This window comes from Thalassococcus sp. S3 (assembly GCF_004216475.1).
In the GTDB taxonomy this organism is placed as follows: Bacteria; Pseudomonadota; Alphaproteobacteria; order Rhodobacterales; family Rhodobacteraceae.
Window position 1 is genome coordinate 4,222,948 of record NZ_CP022303.1, and the last position, 20,799, is coordinate 4,243,746.

The 20,799-nt window shown below is 61.6% G+C and carries 21 protein-coding genes; 7 read left to right on the forward strand and 14 right to left on the reverse strand.

Annotation, left to right across the window (positions count from 1 at the left end; translation table 11 throughout):
* Positions 1 to 133: 133 nt before the first annotated feature.
* Positions 134 to 1,378, reverse strand: coding sequence for a malonyl-CoA decarboxylase (locus CFI11_RS20745; RefSeq protein WP_130409401.1), 1,245 nt, complete (start codon positions 1,376 to 1,378; stop codon positions 134 to 136).
* A 293-nt stretch (positions 1,379 to 1,671) separates the two neighbouring features.
* Between CFI11_RS20745 and CFI11_RS20750 the strand changes: the two genes are divergently transcribed.
* Positions 1,672 to 2,691, forward strand: a complete 1,020-nt coding sequence (locus tag CFI11_RS20750) for a DUF2169 domain-containing protein (protein WP_130409403.1) — start codon at positions 1,672 to 1,674, stop codon at positions 2,689 to 2,691.
* Positions 2,692 to 2,703: 12 nt separating this feature from the next.
* Positions 2,704 to 3,108 carry a DUF4150 domain-containing protein gene (locus tag CFI11_RS20755; RefSeq protein WP_130409405.1) on the forward strand — a complete coding sequence of 135 codons (405 nt, stop codon included), beginning with the start codon at positions 2,704 to 2,706 and terminating at the stop codon, positions 3,106 to 3,108.
* 60 nt (positions 3,109 to 3,168) lie between these two features.
* On the opposite strand, the gene CFI11_RS20760 is transcribed toward CFI11_RS20755, so the two are convergent.
* The 4 genes from CFI11_RS20760 to CFI11_RS20775 are packed head-to-tail and all read right to left on the reverse strand — an operon-like array spanning position 3,169 to position 7,885.
* Positions 3,169 to 3,537: a hypothetical protein gene (locus CFI11_RS20760; protein ID WP_130409407.1), complete on the reverse strand. Its 369-nt coding sequence runs from the start codon at positions 3,535 to 3,537 to the stop codon at positions 3,169 to 3,171.
* Between the two features lie 34 nt (positions 3,538 to 3,571).
* Positions 3,572 to 4,288 (reverse strand): hypothetical protein, encoded by a 717-nt coding sequence (locus CFI11_RS20765; protein ID WP_130409409.1) that lies wholly within the window; start codon positions 4,286 to 4,288, stop codon positions 3,572 to 3,574.
* Positions 4,288 to 5,760, reverse strand: a complete 1,473-nt coding sequence (locus tag CFI11_RS20770; protein WP_130409410.1) for a hypothetical protein — start codon at positions 5,758 to 5,760, stop codon at positions 4,288 to 4,290. Before CFI11_RS20770 ends, CFI11_RS20765 begins: the two co-directional genes overlap by 1 nt.
* Positions 5,761 to 5,770: 10 nt before the next feature.
* Positions 5,771 to 7,885: a type VI secretion system Vgr family protein gene (locus tag CFI11_RS20775; protein WP_130409411.1), complete on the reverse strand. Its 2,115-nt coding sequence runs from the start codon at positions 7,883 to 7,885 to the stop codon at positions 5,771 to 5,773.
* Between the two features lie 715 nt (positions 7,886 to 8,600).
* Between CFI11_RS20775 and CFI11_RS20780 the strand changes: the two genes are divergently transcribed.
* From CFI11_RS20780 to CFI11_RS20795, 4 genes are all read left to right on the forward strand, one after another.
* A complete protein-coding gene (locus tag CFI11_RS20780; RefSeq protein ID WP_130409412.1) occupies positions 8,601 to 9,092 on the forward strand; it encodes a copper chaperone PCu(A)C in 492 nt (163 codons plus the stop codon).
* Between the two features lie 79 nt (positions 9,093 to 9,171).
* Positions 9,172 to 10,275, forward strand: coding sequence for an ABC transporter substrate-binding protein (locus CFI11_RS20785; RefSeq protein ID WP_254448983.1), 1,104 nt, complete (start codon positions 9,172 to 9,174; stop codon positions 10,273 to 10,275).
* Positions 10,272 to 11,324, forward strand: coding sequence for an iron ABC transporter permease (locus CFI11_RS20790; RefSeq protein WP_165390345.1), 1,053 nt, complete (start codon positions 10,272 to 10,274; stop codon positions 11,322 to 11,324). Before CFI11_RS20785 ends, CFI11_RS20790 begins: the two co-directional genes overlap by 4 nt.
* A 2-nt stretch (positions 11,325 to 11,326) precedes the next feature.
* Positions 11,327 to 12,079 carry an ABC transporter ATP-binding protein gene (locus CFI11_RS20795; protein ID WP_130410110.1) on the forward strand — a complete coding sequence of 251 codons (753 nt, stop codon included), beginning with the start codon at positions 11,327 to 11,329 and terminating at the stop codon, positions 12,077 to 12,079.
* A 40-nt stretch (positions 12,080 to 12,119) separates the two neighbouring features.
* Here the strand turns inward: CFI11_RS20795 and CFI11_RS20800 are convergent, their stop codons facing one another.
* Positions 12,120 to 12,743, reverse strand: a complete 624-nt coding sequence (locus CFI11_RS20800) for a TetR/AcrR family transcriptional regulator (protein ID WP_130409413.1) — start codon at positions 12,741 to 12,743, stop codon at positions 12,120 to 12,122.
* A 71-nt stretch (positions 12,744 to 12,814) separates the two neighbouring features.
* Between CFI11_RS20800 and CFI11_RS20805 the strand changes: the two genes are divergently transcribed.
* Positions 12,815 to 13,885 carry an efflux RND transporter periplasmic adaptor subunit gene (locus CFI11_RS20805; RefSeq protein WP_165390346.1) on the forward strand — a complete coding sequence of 357 codons (1,071 nt, stop codon included), beginning with the start codon at positions 12,815 to 12,817 and terminating at the stop codon, positions 13,883 to 13,885.
* Between the two features lie 106 nt (positions 13,886 to 13,991).
* Here the strand turns inward: CFI11_RS20805 and CFI11_RS20810 are convergent, their stop codons facing one another.
* The 8 genes from CFI11_RS20810 to fahA form a co-directional block, all read right to left on the reverse strand.
* Positions 13,992 to 14,939 carry a cyclase family protein gene (locus CFI11_RS20810; protein WP_130409415.1) on the reverse strand — a complete coding sequence of 316 codons (948 nt, stop codon included), beginning with the start codon at positions 14,937 to 14,939 and terminating at the stop codon, positions 13,992 to 13,994.
* A gap of 91 nt (positions 14,940 to 15,030) precedes the next feature.
* Positions 15,031 to 15,666 carry a maleylacetoacetate isomerase gene (gene maiA / locus CFI11_RS20815; protein WP_130409416.1) on the reverse strand — a complete coding sequence of 212 codons (636 nt, stop codon included), beginning with the start codon at positions 15,664 to 15,666 and terminating at the stop codon, positions 15,031 to 15,033.
* Positions 15,659 to 15,850, reverse strand: a complete 192-nt coding sequence (locus CFI11_RS20820) for a DUF2783 domain-containing protein (RefSeq protein ID WP_130410111.1) — start codon at positions 15,848 to 15,850, stop codon at positions 15,659 to 15,661. Before CFI11_RS20820 ends, maiA begins: the two co-directional genes overlap by 8 nt.
* Positions 15,851 to 15,852: 2 nt before the next feature.
* On the reverse strand, positions 15,853 to 17,448 hold the full coding sequence (locus CFI11_RS20825) for an FAD-dependent oxidoreductase (RefSeq protein WP_130409417.1): 1,596 nt from the start codon (positions 17,446 to 17,448) through the stop codon (positions 15,853 to 15,855).
* Positions 17,438 to 17,653 carry a hypothetical protein gene (locus tag CFI11_RS20830; RefSeq protein WP_130409418.1) on the reverse strand — a complete coding sequence of 72 codons (216 nt, stop codon included), beginning with the start codon at positions 17,651 to 17,653 and terminating at the stop codon, positions 17,438 to 17,440. The genes CFI11_RS20825 and CFI11_RS20830 overlap by 11 nt, the downstream gene beginning before the upstream one ends.
* A 288-nt stretch (positions 17,654 to 17,941) precedes the next feature.
* Positions 17,942 to 18,892 (reverse strand): MBL fold metallo-hydrolase, encoded by a 951-nt coding sequence (locus tag CFI11_RS20835; protein ID WP_130409419.1) that lies wholly within the window; start codon positions 18,890 to 18,892, stop codon positions 17,942 to 17,944.
* A 2-nt stretch (positions 18,893 to 18,894) separates the two neighbouring features.
* The gene (locus CFI11_RS20840) at positions 18,895 to 19,251 is read right to left on the reverse strand and encodes a VOC family protein (RefSeq protein WP_130409420.1); all 357 of its coding nucleotides are present in this window, start codon (positions 19,249 to 19,251) and stop codon (positions 18,895 to 18,897) included.
* The gene (gene fahA / locus CFI11_RS20845; RefSeq protein ID WP_130409421.1) at positions 19,248 to 20,504 is read right to left on the reverse strand and encodes a fumarylacetoacetase; all 1,257 of its coding nucleotides are present in this window, start codon (positions 20,502 to 20,504) and stop codon (positions 19,248 to 19,250) included. The genes CFI11_RS20840 and fahA overlap by 4 nt, the downstream gene beginning before the upstream one ends.
* Positions 20,505 to 20,799: the final 295 nt, after the last annotated feature.

The following is a 20,799-nucleotide window of genomic DNA, read 5'->3' on the forward strand; positions in this document are numbered from 1 at the left end:
AGTGTCGACCCTAGGCCAGTCTAAGCCCCGCCAAAGCTGACCTACCGGCGCCCTCAAGCGGCGCGTCATTTGCACCTCACGACCCAGCTGCTGCGGCTGCCGTCCGCTAAACGGGTGATCACCGGCGATATCGTTACGCCCCGGTCGGAAAGGCCGACGCCGCCGTACGCACCCCATTCGTCGCCGCAATCTTCCTTTTTGAGGCATAGTCTTCATGGTTCTGCGCAGTGCGGGACAGGTCATAAAGATAATTGACCATCGCGCCTGCCGATTGCGCCATCCCCTTCTGCGACGTGTCCGCCTCTGCGTGCACCGCGTGAATGATCGCGCCATTGCCCAGATGGAACCGGGCAACCGGATCATGTGGCTGTCCGTCGCCCCGCTTGGCCTCAAGCAGGTAGTGGGCCGCAAGCTGGCGGACGGAGAGCGCATCCGATGGATCAACCTCAATCTCGCTTTGCATCGCCCACCCCATCAGCCCCGGGATCGGGGACAACGTCACAAAGGTTTTCAAACCGGGCAGTTCGAATGCAAGGTCTGCCGCGACCTGCTTGATCAGCGAGTTGCCGAAGGAGATACCGGCAAGACCCGGCTGACAATTGGAAATGGAATAAAACACCGCCGTCTTTGCAGTCTGATCCGAAATGGGCTGGCGGTCTTCGGTCAGAAGCGACTGCACCGATCCCGGGACATCCTTGGTCAGGGCAACCTCGACAAAGATCAGTGGTTCGTCAGGCATCGCGGGATGAAAAAACGCAAAACAGCGGCGATCGGACGGTTCGACCCGGCGGCGCAGATCCTCCCAGCTATCGATGGAGTGAACCGCTTCGTAAGCGATGATCTTTTCCAGGATCAGGGCTGGGCTTTCCCAATTGATCGGTCGCAGGACAAGAAAGCCGCGGTTGAACCAGGACACAAAGAGGTGCCGGAAATCCAGGTCCAAAGCCTGCAGGGCATCTTCCCCAGCCCCCAGTTGCAACAGATCGGCCCGCATGCGCACCAAAGCCTCTGTCGCGCCGGGAACGTGGTTCAGGCGTTTGATGAATTCGTGTCGTTTGGGCTCTGCTGCGTGAACGAAGGCGCGATAGGTCGCCTTGGAAGGTTCGGCCTCATAGGCGTCGAGTGTCGCCTTGACGGTCACCGGGTCAATGTTCATCGCGGTGGCGAGGTGCCGGAAGAAGGCAAGCTTCTCGGTGTCGTCCATCGCAGCATATCGGTCGAGGATCTGAGCGGCCAGCGTGAGCCCGGACGTTTCCGCAGTCGATCCGACAAGCGCCTCGGCCAGATCCTCGACCGGTCGGTTGTCTCCGCCCGTGCCGAAGCTCAGGCGATACCGCCGCTCAAACACCGTTGAAAGAAGGTCCGCGAGAAGGGTCATGGGTCAGCCTATTCGGTTTCCGTGCTGTGCCGGCCTCCGATGCGAGGCATGGCAGATCATAGCAGGCCAGATTGACGGCGCAAAAGACGACTGGCCGAGATGCGCCAATTGAGCGGGATGCCGGGCGCATTTGCCCTGGAATGAGCATCCCGCCTGTCCGGCCCGGCTGGAACCTGCCGGGCTTTCGGTGTCGTGACGGTTTCCGATGCATCCGTCGGCAAGCAGGGTAAAAGTGAAGCGAAAAGGGCAGCTTCGTCACCGGGGGTGCCTGATCTTTGGTTCGAGATTGCTCTATGCGATTGATTAACAACACCGTCTTTCAGACCATGACGTTCGACCACTGGATGCCGGATGACACCGAAGCGGCCGTCGTAATCGTCAAGGCCGTGCTCTACCGCGAAGGCGATGCGTGGGCCTATCGCCCCGGACAGGTGGAGTTCCAGATTTCGGACCTCTTCGATGATGGTGATCCGGCCGATACGCCGCTTCTTGCCGAGCAGGACATCGCCCCCGGCAAGGCCGCCACGGATCTGCTGATCCGCGCCACAGCTTACGCGCCGGGCGACACACCGCTGACCGACTGGCCGGTCTCGGTCGAGATACCGGACCGGCTGCGTTACGGGTTTCACGTGCGGGGACCTTCAATATGGACAAGGCGGTCGACCCAATCGGCCTGGTCTCTCTCATCGCCCGAACCGGTCGAACATGTTCCGATCCGCTATGATCTGGCCTATGGCGGGCACGTTGTCTGCGACGACGGCAGCATCGACGTCTTCGAACAAAACCCCGCGGGTCTGGGGTATGCGGGCACTGGCACACTGGAACATCTTGAACTTTTAGCGCCGCAGATCGGCCTGCTGCCCGAATTGCTGTCCGCCAAACCGGGTACTGAGATGTCGGTTCACGGCTTCGGACCAATCGCCAAGGCCTGGCTTCCCAGACGGGCCTATGCCGGCACGCTGGACGAGATCTGGCAAGCGACCCGCCATCCGCGCATGCCCAAAGATTATGACCTTCGTTTCTGGAACGCCGCGCCCGGCCCCCTCCAGATCGAACCTTTTCTCAAGGGCGGTGTCCCGTTGATCTTCGGCAATCTCAGGCCGGATGCGCCGGAATACCGGATCACCCTGCCCGATATCTCGATCATCGGCCAATCCGCCGGGCGCGAGATCGCCTTCGATCTCGACACAATCTGCATCGACATCGAACCCATCGAGACCCGGCATCATATGCTGACACTGCTGTGGCGGACTACCATCAAGGACGCCGCTGAAATGGAGATCGAGATGACCTCCGCCAAAACCGACGCCTGAGAGGAGAAAGCGATGACCAACAACGCGGCCCGTCACAGCGGCAAGCAGGCGCAGATCGTTTGCATGGCCCCGGATGTCTGTAAAACGCCCATGGGATCCAGCATGGTGCCAGTGCCTTACATGATCATCTCAAAACTCTCGGCGTCTACCGATACGATCCCCAGTACGACATTCGGCGGACTTGAAGCGTTTACCATGAAAAGCCGCACAAGTACCGTCGAAGGGGACGAAGCCGGGACAGGGGGCGGGGTGAAGTCGGGGACAAACCTGGGCTGGTGCCGCCCCATCTCGAACAAGACAACGGTCTTTGTCGAAGGCAAGGAGGTGATCCAGCACACCTGCTTTTACGACATGAATTGCAGCGGGCCGAACGGCGCTGGCAATACGGTAGGTAAGCTTCAATTCGATCAGGGCTGAGTTCGCAGCCCTGATCCAGAGCCCCAAGTCGGGCTATTCATGAATGGCCGTCGGCCCTGATCAATCGAAAAAGACCGGGGCCGAGAACCAAGTGTCGCGTAAATTCCTGATCGAATGGCGATCCAACATATCCTGTGTCTCTGCCACATTGCCCATGGCGCCGCCCGTCCCCAAACCGGTGCTGCCAAGTGCCACCGCCATTACCGTTGCCATTGCCTGGTGATCCCCGTGCACCAGATCACCCTTTCGGGTCAGGTTCAGCAGCTGCGTGACGCGCACCCGTTGCGAAATTGGCGCTCCGGTGTGGTCTTGCGCTTGTGCGCCCTTCTGCATCCCCACCTCGCGAAAAAACTTGTCGCGCGCTTGGTCGCGGTAGGCCTTGCGCCGCTTTGCTTTTGCGATCCAGGCGCCGCTATCGACACGGGTCATATATGATCCTCCTCGTCCCTCCGGATGGGCCGGTTCATTCCGTCAACGAAATGGTCAGCCATGTGTCCAGATATGCATAAAGCGGCACACGCTCGGGTTCGCCAGGCGATTTGACATCCACAAACCACGCCATTGGGTTTAAATCAGCCGTTCTGTCCTCGGATAGGTCCAGCAGCAGGTATCCCCCCCCGCCCGAGGCAAGGACCTCGACGATTTCCGAGATATTGTTTTGGTTGGCAAAGTCATCGAACCAGGCCTGTTCGGCATAGGTATCGATCTCACGCTCCATCGTGGTGAGAAAAGCCGAGCTTTTAAACCCTCCGAATTGATAGAGATCCGTCAGCCCGTCCATCAGATCGGTATGCAGCCATTTTAGCACCTGCGGCGCCCGTTCCGCGAAGAGCGTCCAGACCGCGACATGTCGGGTATCGGCGTGTTTCTTCGGCAGTCTTGACCAGGCTGGATAAATCTTGCCGCCGATCTGGCGCGCGAACACTCGGCAGGTCCCGTAGGTGGGGCTTTCAATCAGCGCGACATCGACGATCACTTTCGCCAGGTTTTCGGCCGCCTCGGGCAAGTATCGCTCAAGCACATCCATTTCCGCCCGGGCCGCGAACAAACGCTCCGCAGAGGAGGCGCTGGCATAGCCGGCCCAGCGTTCGGGTAGACCGGCTTCACCGCCGGCATAGGCTTGGGCCTTGGGATCCAATCGGGTCTGGACCATGGATAGAAGATCGTCTTGGAGGGTCATCAATCGTCTCTGAAAGGCAGTTGCGGGGTCGAACCGTTCTGTTGCTCGCGCAGCAGATTGTAGATCCGTTGTTGCAGAACCTCGCGCATTCGCGCCTCCTCGGCAATCATTTGCGCGCGCAGTTCAGGGTTGACCGGCGTGCCGCTGCTGCGATGCATGGTCCAGTCCTCGAAAGACAGGTTTTGCCGCGATCCATTGGCGCTCCGGCTCAGTCCATGAAAGTTGTCGGGATCGTTCAATATGGCCATTCTATTGGCGTGGCTCAGATCAGTGAAGCCATCCATACTCACGATGTCATGAAACGGCACGATATGGTCTGGTTCAAGCCGCGCCGTCCGCTCAAACCCTTCCAGCCAGGGATCCGGCACAGGGTCCAACTCGCTGGCGATGGGTTGGCCTTCGTTGACCAGATCCCGCAACTCGTCATTTGGGGTCAGTCGCCGCAGCCGGGCACGCTCGGCCGCACTTAGTGGCGGGTTTCGGGTAACCGGAGGGGGCAGGTCGCCCCCTTCGCCCTCAACTTGCGTGGTCTGCGGTGTGTCGGGATTGGGATCGGCCCGTTCTGCCGTCTCTTCCAATGCGTCGGCGCCGCCCAGGTTATCTTCGTCCATCAGCCGCTCGATATCGTCGGGGATCTCGGCGTCGTTAACCTCGTGGCGGAAGAGGGTGCTTGCATCCGGCACCGCTTCGCCGGCGCGGCTCAGGCGGATCGTGACTTCGGTAACGTCTCTTGAAATGCGCCGTCCTGTCACGCGAATGACCCGCGACACAGCCCCACCGGCACCGCCCGTTACTGCAGAAAGCGCGATTTCGATGGCAAGTTCCGCCGCAAGGAACCCGGAATCGATCTGCAGCTTGCCGTAGGCAATCAGAAATCCGTTCGTGTCGACTTCCTCCCAGAAGTCATCCCAATACTGGCGAAGGCCATCGATAACATAGCCGGCCAGTACGTCGACCGAATTTGAGTAGAGCGACCAAAGGTCGGTGTTGTAGGCCCGTTCGGAGGTCCGGTCATAGTCTGCGGCAAGTTCGTCGGCGCCAAGCAAGCCGGCGATCCCACCGGAGATGTCATACACAATACCAATCGCAACCGGGATGCCATTCAGCGGATTGATGTCGTCCACCCAGCTATCGCGCTGGGACCGGTCGAGAAGGCCTCCGCCGGCCTCGACCACCGCATCCATAATCTGCTGGCGGAGCCCTTCCGAAGTCAGCGGCGGCGGTGGGTCCACGACACCCGTCACCCACCCGATCACGGTCAGCATGGCCTCGTATTCGCGGATCCGCTCGGCGACATGATCCTGCAGTTCGGTCTGAGCGTGCAGGATGTATTCACGCTGCGCCATGTCCAGGTTGTCGTTCCCCCGGATCACGGCATGCACCTGCGACATCAGACTGCCCGGCTGCCCCTCCTGGGCGACCTGCCGACAGATGCGATCCGTGGGATCCCAACCGATGTGAAAGGGGCGCATCCTGATCGCTCTAGTTGATCTTCACGGATTTGCCGGTGATCCTCACCAGCTCTTTCCCGTCGATCAGGACCTTCTTGCCGGTGATCGAGATGGTGCCGTCTTCCTGGATCAGTATCTTGCTGTCTCCGACGACGATCTCGTATTGCTTTCCGACGATCGTGGCCTTGTTCTGGCCCACCTCTTCGTAAGCACCGATGCCAACGGTGGTGTTCTGGATCCCGCCCACCACGGTTTGCAGGCCGCCGCCCACTGTCACCGCCTTGCCCGCGCCGACCACCTCGGTCGCTGACAGCATGATGGTTTCGGCCTTATTCTTGGCCACCCCCACGATCAGATTGCCCTCGCCCATGTTGAGCATGTCCGGCAGCCCCAGCTTGGACGCCATATCGCCCAGCGCCGATGTCAAAGCGGTGAATTTCTGCGTGACGAAACGCTGCATCCGGTTGGGGCCGACCATCAGGGTCATGTTGCCGCCAATCACCTCGTGGTGATTGTTGCCGACCTCGATGTTCTTGTTCATGCCGACGCTTTCAAGCTGGTTGCGATCCACTCGTTTCGAGCGGTCATGTTCGACATGCACCTCCTGATCCCGCTGGGCATGCACATAGATCTTTTCCTGCCCCGTTGCGTCCTCGAAGGTCAGTTCGTTGAAGCCCTCGCTCTTGTGGCTGTTGGACCGAAAAACGCTTTTCGTTTTGTTGGCCGGCAGATTATAGGGCACCTTTTGTTTTTCATTGGGCACCACGCCCGTCACGACAGGCCGATCCGGGTCCCCGTCGAGATACGTGACCATCACCTCCATCCCAATCCTTGGAATGACCTGGCCGCCCCAGCCGGAGCCCGCCCAGTTCTGCATCACGCGGACCCAGCACGTGTCCGACCCGTCCTTGACCGCCTTGCGATCCCAGGGAAACCACAGCTTGATCCGGCCATAGGCATCCGGATGGATCTCTTCGCCGTCCGGCCCGGCGACGATGGCGACTTGCGTGCCGTCGATACGGGGGCGCGGGGACGCCCGGTGCGGCGTTGCCGGAAGATCCGCCGGCAGTGCAACGAAATGGTTGTGGTATTCCGGCTGCCCTCCACCGGTTTCAAAACTCGCATCGTTCACGTGATGCTCGGCAAAAAGAACGACGTGCTCGTCGAACGCGTTATCCGGCTTGGACAGGTCGTAGGGGGTAAACTTGCCTCCGGGGCACAGACTGCGCACGGTCGAGCTGCCGTCGACCCGACGATGATCCGCCTCGACGGCCTGCATATGCAGGCGGGTCTGCCGCTCGACACTGCTATCCGTGATATTCTGACTGGCCCGATCGGTTCCGTAACCGCCAACCGTCTGAAACTCGTAAAGCTCGTATTGTCCATTGCGAGGAAGCTGAATGGTCGAGGGCGTTGTCGCCTGCGGCGGCTCCCCCGGCTTTTCAAAGTTCCAGTCCCGCGCCGCGCGCACGCCGGGCGTGTAGGTAAAGCGCGTTTCGAAGCGATTGATGTGATTTCGATCCGTGGTGCCGTGCGCGAACCGAACCTCTTCGCCCGCCATATAGCCCGAAATATGCGAAGAAAGGTGGAGCACATGGCGCCCCACCTCATGTTCGAACCAGAAAAAGATCCCGTCTTCCTCCAGCCGCCGGGTCAGATAGGCGAGATCGGTCTCGTTATATTGGACCGAATAATGCTGTTTTTCAGGTTTCGGAACGACGCCCTTGCTGACCGGGTTGGGCAGCCCGTGCTCGGACATCAGCGTTTCGCAGACTTCGATGCTGGTCATGTCCTTCCAGATCCGGCAGTCCGACCGCTGCGAGAACAGCCAAAGAGACGGACGCAGAACCAGCCGATAGCTTCGAAACGCCCGCGCCATCTTGGGACCGGCGACCAGCTCGGTCACCAAGGCGTTCCAGGTCCGGCGCGCACCACCGCCAAGCTCCAGACTGACATCGGCCGTCTTGCCAACGATTTCCGTTGGCAGCAGATCCGACTGTTTCGATCTTACCTGAAGGTCAATCTCAAAAAGCGCGCTGACGCCTTCGCGCACAGACATGCGCTCTGCCAGAAGCTCATCAGCCCCCAGAAGTCCGTCGATGCGCAGGATACGTTCGGCTTGAACAAAATCAGCGGCGGCGTTCATGACACCCCCCTCCCGAAATGGCTTTAAGCAACGAAAACCGAATATCACGAGACCCGCACCGTGCAGAGTCCGCGCCGCCAAGCGCCCTGAAAACCGCCGATCCTTACGCCGCGATCGGCAGACAATCGCTGGAACGCGGTTTACCTTGGCGATGGTCGCCCCAACCGCCTCTTGCACAAGCGAGCGACTTGACACGCTCTAAGCCGTGGACGCCATTTCGCCGCAGAACGGCGCTCTGGAAATCGTTCGGAAAACGGGTGTAGATGCGTCTCATGGTTCGACACGCCGCCCTTTGCCTTGCGCGCCTGTGCCTAACGCTCACGCTGATGTTGGCGCTGGCCTCTACAGGCTTTGCGCACCGCGTGTCAGCCACGCCCGATCTGTCAGATCCGAATCTCTTTGCATATCTGCAAATGGGTGGGTCGCTCGAGGATCTCTGTGGCGATGACGCTTCGGGAACCGGTCATGGATCCGCGACATGTGAAGCGTGCAGATTGGTCTCTGCGTGCGTGCTGCCAACGCCGCATGGCCCCGATCAGGCCGTTCGATTTCCAACGCGTCGCGCGGATCTGCCGCACACCCGGATTATCCACCATGGATCTCGGCACAGCCCGGGCCACCCGGTGCGCGCCCCTCCAAGGGTCTGATCGCTTTTCACAAAACGATCAATCGCGCTCTTGAGCGCGCTAAACGACCTATTCTGGAGAATATCCCCATGACGATCTATCGCCTCGCGCTTGCCGCGACCTTCGCTCTTTGTGCCGCAGCCACCTCCGCCCATGAATATCGCCTTGGCGATCTGGTGATCGACCATCCAATGGCCTTTGAAACCGCCAATACGGCTATGTCCGGCGGCGGGTATTTGACCATCGTCAACGAAGGAGAGACGCCTGATCGTCTTGTCGCTGTCCGCGCGGACTTTCCCAAGGTGATGCTGCACGGCACCGAAGAGAAAGACGGCGTCGCAAGGATGTTTCATGTCGATGGCATCGACATCCCCGCCGGTGAAAGCGTCGCTCTGGAACCCGGTGGGCTGCATGTCATGTTCATGGGCCTGCGCGATGATCCCTTCGAAGTCGGAGAGACCTTTTCCGCGACGCTGGTCTTTGAACAGGCCGGCGAAGTGGACGTTGTCTTCAACGTTGAGGCCCGCGATGGTTCGCATGGCGCCGGAATGGATCATTCCGGGCACGACGCAACCCACTAATTCAACCTTCCCGGGCAGCCGCGCAGCCGCACGCAGTCGCGCGTGACGGTCGCCTGTGTTGCCCGACCAGAAAGGCAAAATGATGCTCACGCAAATCACCCGCACGCTCGCGGTCGCTGGCCTTGTCTGTGGACTGGCAAGCCCGACATTTGCAGACACGATCACCGTGACCGATACGCTCAACCGCCAGATCGAGGTACCGGAAACGGCAAACCGGATCCTCCTTGGCTTTTACTTCGAGGACTTCTTCGCAGTGGGTGGGCCAAACGCCTATGACCGCGTCGTCGGGATCTCCAAGGACACCTGGGCCGGATGGCGTGCCCTTCAATGGCAGGCCTATACCGAGGCTGTTCCGCGCATTGCCGAACTCACCGATGTCGGTGAGGTCGAGGCCGGTACATTCTCGCTCGAGACCGCTCTCTCGCTCAGACCCGATGTCGCTATCCTTGCCGCCTGGCAATACAACGCGCTGGGCGACGGCGTCTCGCGCCTTGAAGCCGCCGGCATTCCTGTCGTCATTCTCGACTACAACGCGCAGGAGGTGGACAAGCATGTCATCTCCACCCTCGCGCTTGGCGCCATTCTGGGGGAGCCGGAGCGCGCCCAAGAGCTGGCCGATCTCTATTCCAGCGCCCATGCCGATGTCGTTGAACGCGTTGCCAAGGCAACGCAGGAACCCGCCGTTTATGTCGAACTGGGTCGGAAAGGCGCAGGGGAAATCGACAATTCCTACGGCGATACGATGTGGGGCGCCCTGATCGAAGCAGCCGGCGGACGCAACATTGCGATGGGTCAGGTCGCGAGATGGGGCCCTCTCAGCCCGGAATACGTGCTGGCCCAGAACCCCGATGTGATCCTGCTGGCCGGTTCAGGCTGGCAAGGCCGCGATCAGGCCGTGCTGATGGGCCCCGGGATCGAACCGGCCTTCACACATGAGCGGATGCGGCCCTATCTGGACCGACCGGGCTGGGATCAGTTAGCGGCCGTAGAAAACGGCGCCGTCCACGCGATTTATCACGGAGGGGCGCGCACGCTCTATGATTTTGCGTTTTTCCAATATCTCGCCAAGACGCTGCATCCGGAACTCTTTGAAGACGTAGATCCACAGGCGAACCTTGATGCGTTCTTTGAAGAATACATGCCAATCCGCTTTAGCGGCACCTATATGACGCAGCTTCCATGAGCGTGACGCGAGGGGCGGCAAGGGCCGCCCCAAGCTATGCCGACACCATTCGCCGGCGTGTCCTTATGCTGTTCGCCGGGGGCGTAACGCTTCTGACCTGCATCGTGTTCGACATCCTGACCGGTCCCGCCCTCCTTGGGATCGGAGATGTGGTCACAGCCCTTGTCCTGCCCGGACAGGCAGATACGGTCGTGGCCGTGATCGTGTGGGACATTCGCCTGCCAATGACGCTGATGGCCGCACTTGTCGGCATCGCCCTTGCCGTTGCGGGGGTCGCGATGCAGACAATCCTCGGAAATCCGCTGGCGAGCCCCTACACCCTTGGATTTTCCGCCGCGGCGGGCTTTGGCGCGGCGCTGGCCATCCTGACCGGGATCACCTTGCCAGTCGTGCCCTGGCTGACGGTGCCGCTTGCCGCCTTTGTCACGTCGGCGGCGTCTGCTGCGCTGGTTTACGGCTTTGCGCGTGTCCGTGGCATGTCGCCCGAGGTGATGGTCCTTGCGGGCATCGCGACGCTCTTTCTGTTTCAATCGCTTCAATCCATGGTGCAGTATCTGGCCGCACCCGAGGTTTTGCAGGCCATCGTCTTCTGGCTCTTCGGGTCCCTCCTCAAAGCCTCCTGGGACAATGTGCCGATTACGTTCACCATCGTCGCCGTCGCACTCGCCGCGTTGCTGCCCGACATCTGGCGCCTGACCGCGCTTCGCCTGGGCGATGATCGCGCCGCGGCGATAGGTGTCGATGTGCGGCCCCTCCGCATCAGGATCTTTGCCCTGGTTGCCCTGCTGACCGCCGGAGCGGTGGCGTTTGTCGGCACGATCGGCTTTGTCGGTCTTGTCGCGCCCCATGTCGCGCGGGGCCTGGTCGGAGAAGACCAGCGTTTCCTTCTGCCAATGGCGGCGCTCTGCGGCGCGATCCTGATGACCGGCGCGTCCATACTTTCCAAGCTAATTTCACCCGGATCGGTCATCCCCATCGGCATCGTGACGGCAGTGATCGGTGTTCCGTTCCTCTTTGGCCTGATCCTTCGGGGGAAAAAACATTGGTAGATTTGCAGCTTTCGAACCTCTCGGTTCATCATGGGGCATCAACGATCCTCTCAGGGATCAATGCCGTTCTCCCCTCTGGCCAGGTCACCGCGCTGATCGGCCCAAACGGTGTCGGAAAATCCTCTCTGCTGCGGGCAATCGCAGGTCTCTCCCCTTGTAGGGGAGGCCTGTTGATCGGCGGTGCCACTCAAACGCGCGCGCAGCTCAAAGAGCGCGTCGCCTACATGCCGCAAGAAACCGCGGCGCGCTCGTCTCTCACCTTGCTGGAGGTGGTGCTTCTGGGTCGTGTGGCATCGCTTGGTCTATCCGTTCCGCACGGCCTTTTGGCCCAGGCCGAAGCCGCGCTGGATCATTTCGGTCTCTTGCCGCTTTGTGACCGCACCCTGGATACGGTCAGCGGGGGGCAGCGCCAGATGACCTATCTGGCCCAGGCGCTCTTTCGTGCCCCGGACGTTCTGCTGCTTGACGAACCCACGGCAGCACTCGACTTGCGTCATCAACTCGTGGTGCTCGACACTATCCGGCAACTTGCGGATCAACGAAATGTCACCGTCGTGATCGCATTGCACGACCTGTCTTTGGCCGCCCAGTTCAGTGACCGGATGATGTGTCTGCATCGCGGAGGTCTCCATGCCGAAGGAACACCAGAGGCCGTCCTGACCGCAGCCTGCCTGCGCGACGTCTACGGCGTGGCCGCCGATATCTCGCAAGGACCAGACGGGCGACCGCGTGTCGATGTGCTGAGCGCCCTCTGACCGACGCGCTACGCTCAGATGTCCACCCTCCGCGCGCGCCTTACGCGGCCTTCAACATCTTCAGCAAGTGCTCGGTATGGCCGTCTCTCAGCCGTTCGACGGGAAACTGCGTATCGAGATCGTCGAATGTCGCAAACATTTCCCGTGACAGGGACAGCGTCACAATGGGGCCGAAGACCAGATGATGCAGCAATTCCCTGTCCATCGGTACAAAGCTGCCATCCGCAATACCTTGCTGCACGATCTCCTCCAGCAGCTTGCGTTGCTTGACGATATACCCTTCGTGAAAACTCCGCGCGACATTGGGCAGGATGCGTGACACCTCAGCGATCAGGGGGGAGAGACGCCCGACCGGCGACAAGATCGTCGTGTCATAGAGGCGCAGAATAGCGCTTGCAAATCTGTCTTCCGAGCTGAGGCTCTCGTCATCACGCAGCTCCGTCAAATCCTTCAGCGCGCGCCCGTAGCCATCCGTCACGCACGCGATGAAGAGAGCCTCCTTACCATCGAAATGATGATAAAGGCTCGCTTTTTGCATGCCACAGGCCTTGGCCAGCTGGGTCATCGACGTGCCCGCAAAACCCTTGTCCAGAAAAGCCTGCGTGGCGATGTTCACGATCTCCTGCCTCCGTTTGGATGCCGTCTTCTCAGATGTTGCCAGCATTGACCCTCCTCAAGGTGGCTCTAAATAAACTACCGAACGGTCGGTTGACCACCTGGCAGGAGTTAGGCTCCATGAAACAAGAAGCAAAGGCCGTTACCTTGGCGCTTGCGATCATGGCTGGCTTACATCTTGACGCAGCACAGGGCGAAACGAAAGCAGCAAGCCGCGATCTGCCCGTGTTCGTCCGAACGGGCATTGCCGAACAAGGCCCAAGATCTCACACCCTCAACTTCATCGGACACGTCGCGCCTGTCAGGTCCGTGGATCTGTCATTCGAGGTCAGCGGTGAGCTTGTCGAGATCAATGTCCCGATGAGCACTTGGTCGGAGGCGGGCGACATCCTCGCCACGCTCGACCCCGCCCCGTTCGAAGTGACGTTACGCAAGGCTCGTGACCACTTCCGCGCTGCTGAACGTGCCTATCGCCGCGCCCGTGCGATGGCGAAATCAGGCATGGGATCCGAAAGAGGCGCACAGGATGCTCTGCTCGCAAGGAACACGACAAAGACACTCCTCGACAAAGCCGAAGATGCCTTGGGCCGAACGCGGATCGTGGCGCCGTTTTCGGGATACGTCATCAACATAAGCGATGCGCCCAAAGAAACCGTCGCGCCTGACGCCCCCCTCTTTCGCCTTTATGACATGTCCCGCATCCGGATCGAGATCGACATGCCCGCGGATCTTTTGGCAGATAACGGAGAGGCTGAAACGATGGGCTTTTCTGCGTTGTTGCCGGAACCCGGTGGTCCCATCGAATTGCAGTTGCGTGATGTCACCGCATTGGATGACCGGGTCAGCCGGCTGACCTTCTCTGCTTCGGGCGCGTCGCATCCTCCGCTGCGTCCCGGCCAACCTATCGCTGTCGCGGTGCAACGCAGCATGCCGCAGGAGACTGTAGCCATTCCAGCCTCTGCCATCGTGGATCAGGACGGTGCCAGCGCGGCTGTCATGTTCCTGTCGCGTCAGGCTGACGGACAGAATGTGATTCTGCGCCGGGCTGTTGAAATCCATGCGCATCATGGCAATACGGTGACCGTCTCCGGCCTGCCGCGAGCGGCGGAAATCGTGACCTTTGGGGGAAGGTATATGGCGGAAGGGCAAAGCGTCAGCCATCCCGAAAGCAAAGCAGCCGCAAAGAGATAACGCCTTGAGGGCGGGGCCTGGCCGCTTGCGATCACGCCGTCGATGCAAGCCCCGGTCGGATCGCTTTCGGGGGCTGGATCCGCGGGGGGTACCCCCGCAGAAGCGCTTAGTAAAGGGCGACCGGATTGACGATCATCTGCACCGTGCCGCGAATGCGCGCCTGGCCCAGCACGAACATGAATTCGTTCACTCCTTCATCAAGCAGCGGCCCGGTATTCATCGTCTCCAGGATGTAGATGCCATTGTCTTTTAGCAGCACCACATGCCCGTAAAACGCGCCGTCTCCGGGTGCGGGCGGCACCGGCTCCAGCCCCCAGGTATCGGCTCCAACCGCCATCGGGTTCAGGGACGCGACATAGCGCGAGCCCTCCACGTTCAGCCCCGGCTCACCCGAGACCCAGGCCTGCGGATCACTCTCCAGCTTGGCGTCGGTCCAGCCGGTATGAAAGAGAATGATATCCCCCTCGCCCATCGTCACGCCCTGCGCCTCGGCGGCTGCCTTGATCTCCGCCTCGCCAAAGTGATCGCCCGCCTCCAGCGCGTCCTTACCCGCCGCCTTGGCCATGTCGAGGATCACCGCGCGGCCCACCAGCGGCGGGATCGCGTGCACGCCTAGCTTGGTCAGCCCGGTGATTTCCGAGATCTCTTTCTCATCCGCGCAATTGTAATAGTAGCCGCCCTCGCCCAGATGCCCCAGCCCGTCGATCTGGCTGCCAATGCCCACCCAGGTCTGCAAAAGGTCATCGTTGTAATTGCCGGGATAGCCGAATTGATCCAGCTTCTGCCCGCCCTGCTGGTTCGGCTGCACCACCTGCAGGCTCAGCGAGCGAGGCGGAAAGGCCGGCGTGTTGCTGTCGATCACGATGCCAAGAGGCATCGACTTGCCCTCTTTAATCAACGTCGCCGCCTTCAGCGTGTTCTCCGGCGTCACCAGATTGGCCGAGCCCAGCTCGTCTTCATGCCCCCAGCGTTCGGAATGATTGCATCCGGCAGCAGCTACCGATGCGCCCAGCCCCAGCGCGCAGACCGCGCCCAGTATCGTTTTCACTGTCATGTCATCCTCCCAGATCGCCCCACGCCGATCCTCCACCGGGCGGGGATTCTGAAAGGCTAGCAGCGAAATCGCGTTCCGCAAAACGGAGTGGTCAGGAAGGTTGCCACCGGTCGGGATGAGCCGCCTGGAACGCGGGATGCGCCTCGCAGCTCGCCACCACAGCCATCGTGCGCGGCAGATCGTCGATCTGCGCGCCCCAGCGACGCGCATTATAGACCTGCGGCATCAGGCAGATATCGGCCAGCCCCGGCTTAGGTCCTGCGCAGAACGGCCTTTCCGGAAAAGCGCCCAACAGGGCCTCGAAGGCCTGCATGCCGGGCCGGATGAACCGCTTCATCCATTCCGCGCGTGTCTCTTCCCGCCCGGTGATCTCCACGGCATGCGCCGCCACCTGCAGGTTGCAGACGGGATGAATATCCACCGCGATCGCATGGGCCAGTGCCTGTACCATCGCCCGCTCCGCCGGCGCTTCGGGCAGCAGCCCCAGCCCCCGCGTCGTATCGAGGTACTCCAGAATGGCCAGCGATTGCGTCAAGCGCAACCCGTCGATCTCCAGCACCGGCACGAAGCCCTGCGGGTTCCGCTCGAGATGCTCTGGCGTCTTGTGCTCTTTCGTCGGCAGGTCCACCGGGACCGAGCGATATCGGGTCCCACCCAGCGCCAGCGCGATCCGACAGCGATAGCTCGCAGAGGAGCGCCAGAAATCGTAGAGTACGATCTCAGACATCCGCATAGCCCCGTGCCGCAACGAGCAGATCGCGCAACCGTGACAAGTCGCCGATCTCGTTGGCCATCATCAGCACGAGCCTTGCGTTCAGCGCGTGGCTTTCGGCCTCGCTCAGCCCCTCATGCGCATCCATCAGCGCGTTGTAGAACGCATCCTGATCCGGGCTAAGCCGGTCCTCTGCCATGCTCACGCGAGTGCCCTCCCCATCGCGCGGTCCAAAGCCGCCTGCACAGTACCCGCATCTGGCGCTTCGAACACCGCGCAGACATGCCCGTCGGGCCGGAACAGATAGGCAAGACCCGCGCCATACCGTGCCTCGGCATGCCCCCCGACACTCGCAAAACAGGGATACTCCGCGCGCTGATCCACCCCGATGCGCCGCAACCCCGGCACGTCCGGCAGCGCCACGTCGCCAAATCCGACGAGCGTCCAGCCGCCCTGCACCTCCCGGCTCAGCCAGGTGCCCTCCAGCGGCGCATCGACCAAAGCGGTCCCGGGCCGCACCGGCGCCTCTGCCGGCGTCTGCAGCGCCATCCCCTCCAGCGAGCAAGGCATCGACAGCCGCCCCGAATTCAAAAGCTTCCGCGCAAACGGCATGTCATGCGCCAGCCTGAGCGTCTCCGCCCGGAACAGCGCCTCGATCGGCGTCTTCGGCGTCATGAAGTTCGTGGCGCGCGAGGAATTGAGGATATTCTCCGCCGACCCGTGGCTGCGTTCCTCGTGATAGGTCCCGATCAGCGCCCCGGGCGCCTTGCCCTCCAGCACGGCGGCCAGCTTCCAGCCCAGATTGTCGACATCCTGAATACCGCCATTCCCGCCGCGCGCCCCGAAGGGGCTGACCACATGCGCGCTGTCGCCCACGAAGATCACCCGGCCATGCACGAACTCATCCAGCTTGATGCAGCGGAACCTGTAGACGCTCATCCAGTCCAGCCGGAACGGCTTGTTGCCCACGATGGCCCTTATGCGGGGCAGCACCTTTTTCTCGGTCGCCTCCGCCTTGCCGTCCGCATCCACGTCCAGTTGCAGGTCGATCCGGTAGATATTGTCCGGCTGCATATGCAGCAGAGCCGACTTGCCCTGGTGAAAGGGCGGATCGAACCAGAACCAACGCTCCGGCACATCGTGGTCGCCAAAGGGGCTGTCCTCCATCTCGATATCCGCGATCAGGAACTGCTCCTCAAAGGTTTGCCCTTCAAAGGTCAGCCCCATCCGCTCCCGCGTCGGAGAGCCCGCGCCATCGCAAGCCACATACCACTCCGCCTCGATCTCGTAAGACCCGTCCGGTGTCTCCACCGTGAGCACCACGTGATCGCCCCGGTCGTCATGGCCGGTAACCCTGTTCTTGAACCGCAGGTCAATCAGGTCCGGAAAGTCCCGCGCGCGGTCGATCAGATATTCCTCTACGTAATATTGCTGCAGGTTGATGAAGGCCGGGTATTTGTGCCCCTTCTCCGGCAACAGATCGAAGGAGAAGACCTCGTCTTGGCCGTGAAACTGCCGCCCGACCTTCCACGTGACGCCCTTCTCCAGCATCCGCTCGCCCACGCCCAGCCGGTCGAAAATCTCCATCGTCCGCTTGGCCCAGCAGATCGCCCGCGAGCCGACCGACACGACGTTGTTGTCATCCAGCACGACCGAGGCCACGCCCCGCTGCGCCAGATCAATCGCCATCGCCAGACCGATGGGACCCGCACCTACGATAGCCACGGGATGGCGCGGCTCGGGTGCTGTCAGGCCCGGAGGGGCGATGTAAGGAAACGGAGCATAATCATACGCCATCGGAATAGTCCTTCCGGATCAGTTTACGGATCGTCCACACCGCCGTGCCGCCGAAAAAGACGCTGGCGATGCCGATGATCTCGAACATTGCGGGTCCCTTGGGCATCCCGCGATAAAGAATGGCCCCCACCATCATGGCGAGACCACAGAGGCTGAAAACCAGCCGAAAGATGAGATCGGATTTCGAGGGGCCGAATTTGCTCATGGCCCGGCCTCCACTAGTGCGTTGCGACAGCCGTCCATTCCCGCCCGTGATGCTTGCATCGCGGACAGCCCCCGACCGCCCGCGTCACGCCAAAGGCGTGCCTTCGGCACGACGCCGGGGGCTTCACCCCCACCCGCGGTCGGAGGCTGCCCTCTGTTCGATACAGAACAAAACTGTCGCCCTTTGCCAGCCATGTCCGATCCTCCAAATCGCTTCCAAACGCCGCTGATCGGGGCTCCGCCAGTTCGGCGCTGAAAAGGGTCCCCCGAACCCTTTCCCGACCGCGCCTCACCCCTGAAGCGCCTCCCACATCTCAATGTCTCTCTGCGCCGTCCAGATGCGCGGCGTGTCGATGCCGCGTGCCTCGTCATAGGCGCGGGCCACGTTGAAGGGCAGGCAATGCTCGTAAATCGCGTAATCCGCGAATTTCGGATCGCATTCGGCGCGCACCGCGTCCCACGCCTCTTTCAGCGTGCCGTTCCGCGCCGCCACCCGTGCCGCGGGACGGTAGGTGCTCTCCACGAAATCGCGGGTGTTCTTGATGGCCGCCCCGACCATCTCGCGGCCCACCAGCGCATCGCCACGTCCCGGCGCAATCGCGTCCACGTCGAAGGCCTTGATCGCATCCAGCGTCCGGCCCCAATCGGCGAAATGCCCGTCGCCGCAATAACAGGCCGAGTGGTATTCTACGATATCGCCCGTGAACATCACGTTCTGATCCGGCACGTGGATCACGATATCCCCCGCCGTATGCGCGCGGCCCAGATGCATCAGGTTGATCTGCCGATTGCCTAGATAGACACTCATCCGGTCGCTGAACGTGGTCGTGGGCCAGGTCAGCCCCGGAATGCTCTCGTGCCCCTCGAAAAGGCGCGGGAAGCGCTGGAACTCGCTGTCCCAATCCTCCTGCCCGCGCTCAACCACCATCGCGCGGGCCATATCCGACATCACGACCTGATCCGCCCCGAAGGCCGAGGCGCCCAGCACACGCACCGCGTGATAATGGGTCAGCACCACATGACTGATCGGCTTGTCGGTGACCTCGCGCACCTTCTCGATCACCTTGCCCGCCAGCCTCGGCGTCGCCTGCGCCTCCACGATCATCACCGACTCATCGCCGATGATCACGCCGCTATTGGGATCGCCCTCGGCGGTAAAGGCCCAGAGCCCTTCGCCCACCTCGGTAAAGCTGATCTCTTTTTCCGTCATGTCCCCCTGGGACGCAAAGGCCTTGGCCATCTTCAAAACTCCAGAAATTCCAATCGGTTGCCGAACGGGTCCTCGCAGAAGAACCGCTTTCGGCCCGGGATCGTATCGTCCCATGTCACCGGATACCCCTTGGCCTCCATCGCGTCGGCCAGCGCCGCGATGCCGGCGACCTTCAGCCCCGGATGCGCCTTTTTCGCCGGGTGAAACGGCGCCTCGACGCCCAGATGCAACTCTGCGCCGTCCAGCTGCAGCCACAGCCCGCCCCGCGCCTTCAGCGCTTCCGGCTTCTCGATCTCCTCCAGGCCGACAAGCTCGCACCAGAATGCCCGCGCCTCGTCTTCGGCGCCTTCCGGAACCGCCATCTGCATGTGGTCAAGCCCCACGCTCATCTTGCGTAGGGATCGTTCAGCGCCGGCAGCACCTTGCCCAGGCAATCGCCAAACCCGATGGAGTACCCGTCGCCCTGCGCCGCCCCGTGCAGCCCAAGCGTATCGCCATCCTCCAGAAAGGTGCGCGTCTCTCCGGTCTCCAGCGTGATCGGCTCCTTCCCGCCCCAACTGAGCTCCAGAAGCGAGCCGCGCTCGTGCTTTTCGGCCCCCGAGATCGTGCCCGACCCCAGCAGATCGCCCGCATTCATCGGACAGCCCGAGGTCGAATGATGCGCCAATTGCTGGGCCGATGAATAATACATCTCCCGGTAATTCGTCCGTGCAATCACCGTCGCCGCCTTGCCCTCCGGCGCCAGCGTCACCGACAGGTCGATGTCATAGAGCATCGGGCCGGTGTCCTTCAGGTGATCCAGCAGTTCGAATTCCCGCTCGGGCGTAGAGACGCGGAACGGCTCCAGCGCCGCCTTGGTCACGATCCAGGGCGATATGCTCGTCGCCGTCGCCTTGGCCTGAAACGGTCCCAGCGGCTGGTATTCCCAGGCCTGGATATCCCGCGCCGACCAGTCGTTCAGCAGCACGTAGCCGAAGATATGCGCATCCGCCTCGTCCACCGTGATCGGCCCGTCCGACTGGGTGCCCACGATGGCCCCCATCTCCAGCTCCAGATCGAAGCGGCGGCAGGGCAGAAAGGCGGGCTTGTCATGATCGGGCGATTTCAGCTGACCCCAGGGGCGGCGGATATCGGTGCCCGACACCACGACGGAAGAGGCCCGCCCGTTATAGCCGATGGGAATATGCAGCCAATTGGGCGGCAGCGCATTCTCCGCCCCCCGGAACATCGTGCCGACATTGGTGGCATGGTGACGACCCGCGTAGAAATCGGTGAATTCGCTGACCACGCAGGGCAAATGCAACTCCGCCTCCGCCATGGGCACCAGCAAGGGTTCCACCCTATCGCGCGCCTCGGCCCCCTCGGCCAAAAGCGCCGTGAGCCGTTCGCGCAGAGCCGCCCAGACCGCCGGGCCTTCCTCCATCACCTCGTTCCAGAACGGCACGTCGAACAGGGGATGCTCGGTCAGTTGCACCAGCCCTTCTTCCTCGGCGCGGCTCATATCAAGGATCATGTCCCCGATTGCCACACCGCAGCGCGGCTCCAGCGCGTCGGTCGAGAACACGCCGTAGGGCAGGTTGTTCAGGGGAAAGGGATGGTCGGCGGCGTTGGCGCTCTCCACCCAGCTTGTCTTCAATGTCATTCGGTCGTCCCTTGTGACGGTGGGTGTCCCCACCCGGATGTTTGATCGGAGTGTAGGGCGGGGTTCACCCCGCCTCCACATCATTCAAGCCCTGCGCGTCCCGGCTTTACCAAGTCTTAGTGCTTCACACCGTACGCCCTGTTAACCCTGCCCCGATGGCCAGATCGTATGCCGGGGGGGGTGCACGCAAGGTGCACATAAGGTGCACGTCCGGCACCCCCTGCATTCCCCTTTTTTTCATGGGCGTTAACCCTCTCTTCGCAGCGGGGCGTTAACCAGGGCACCGAACGTTGCG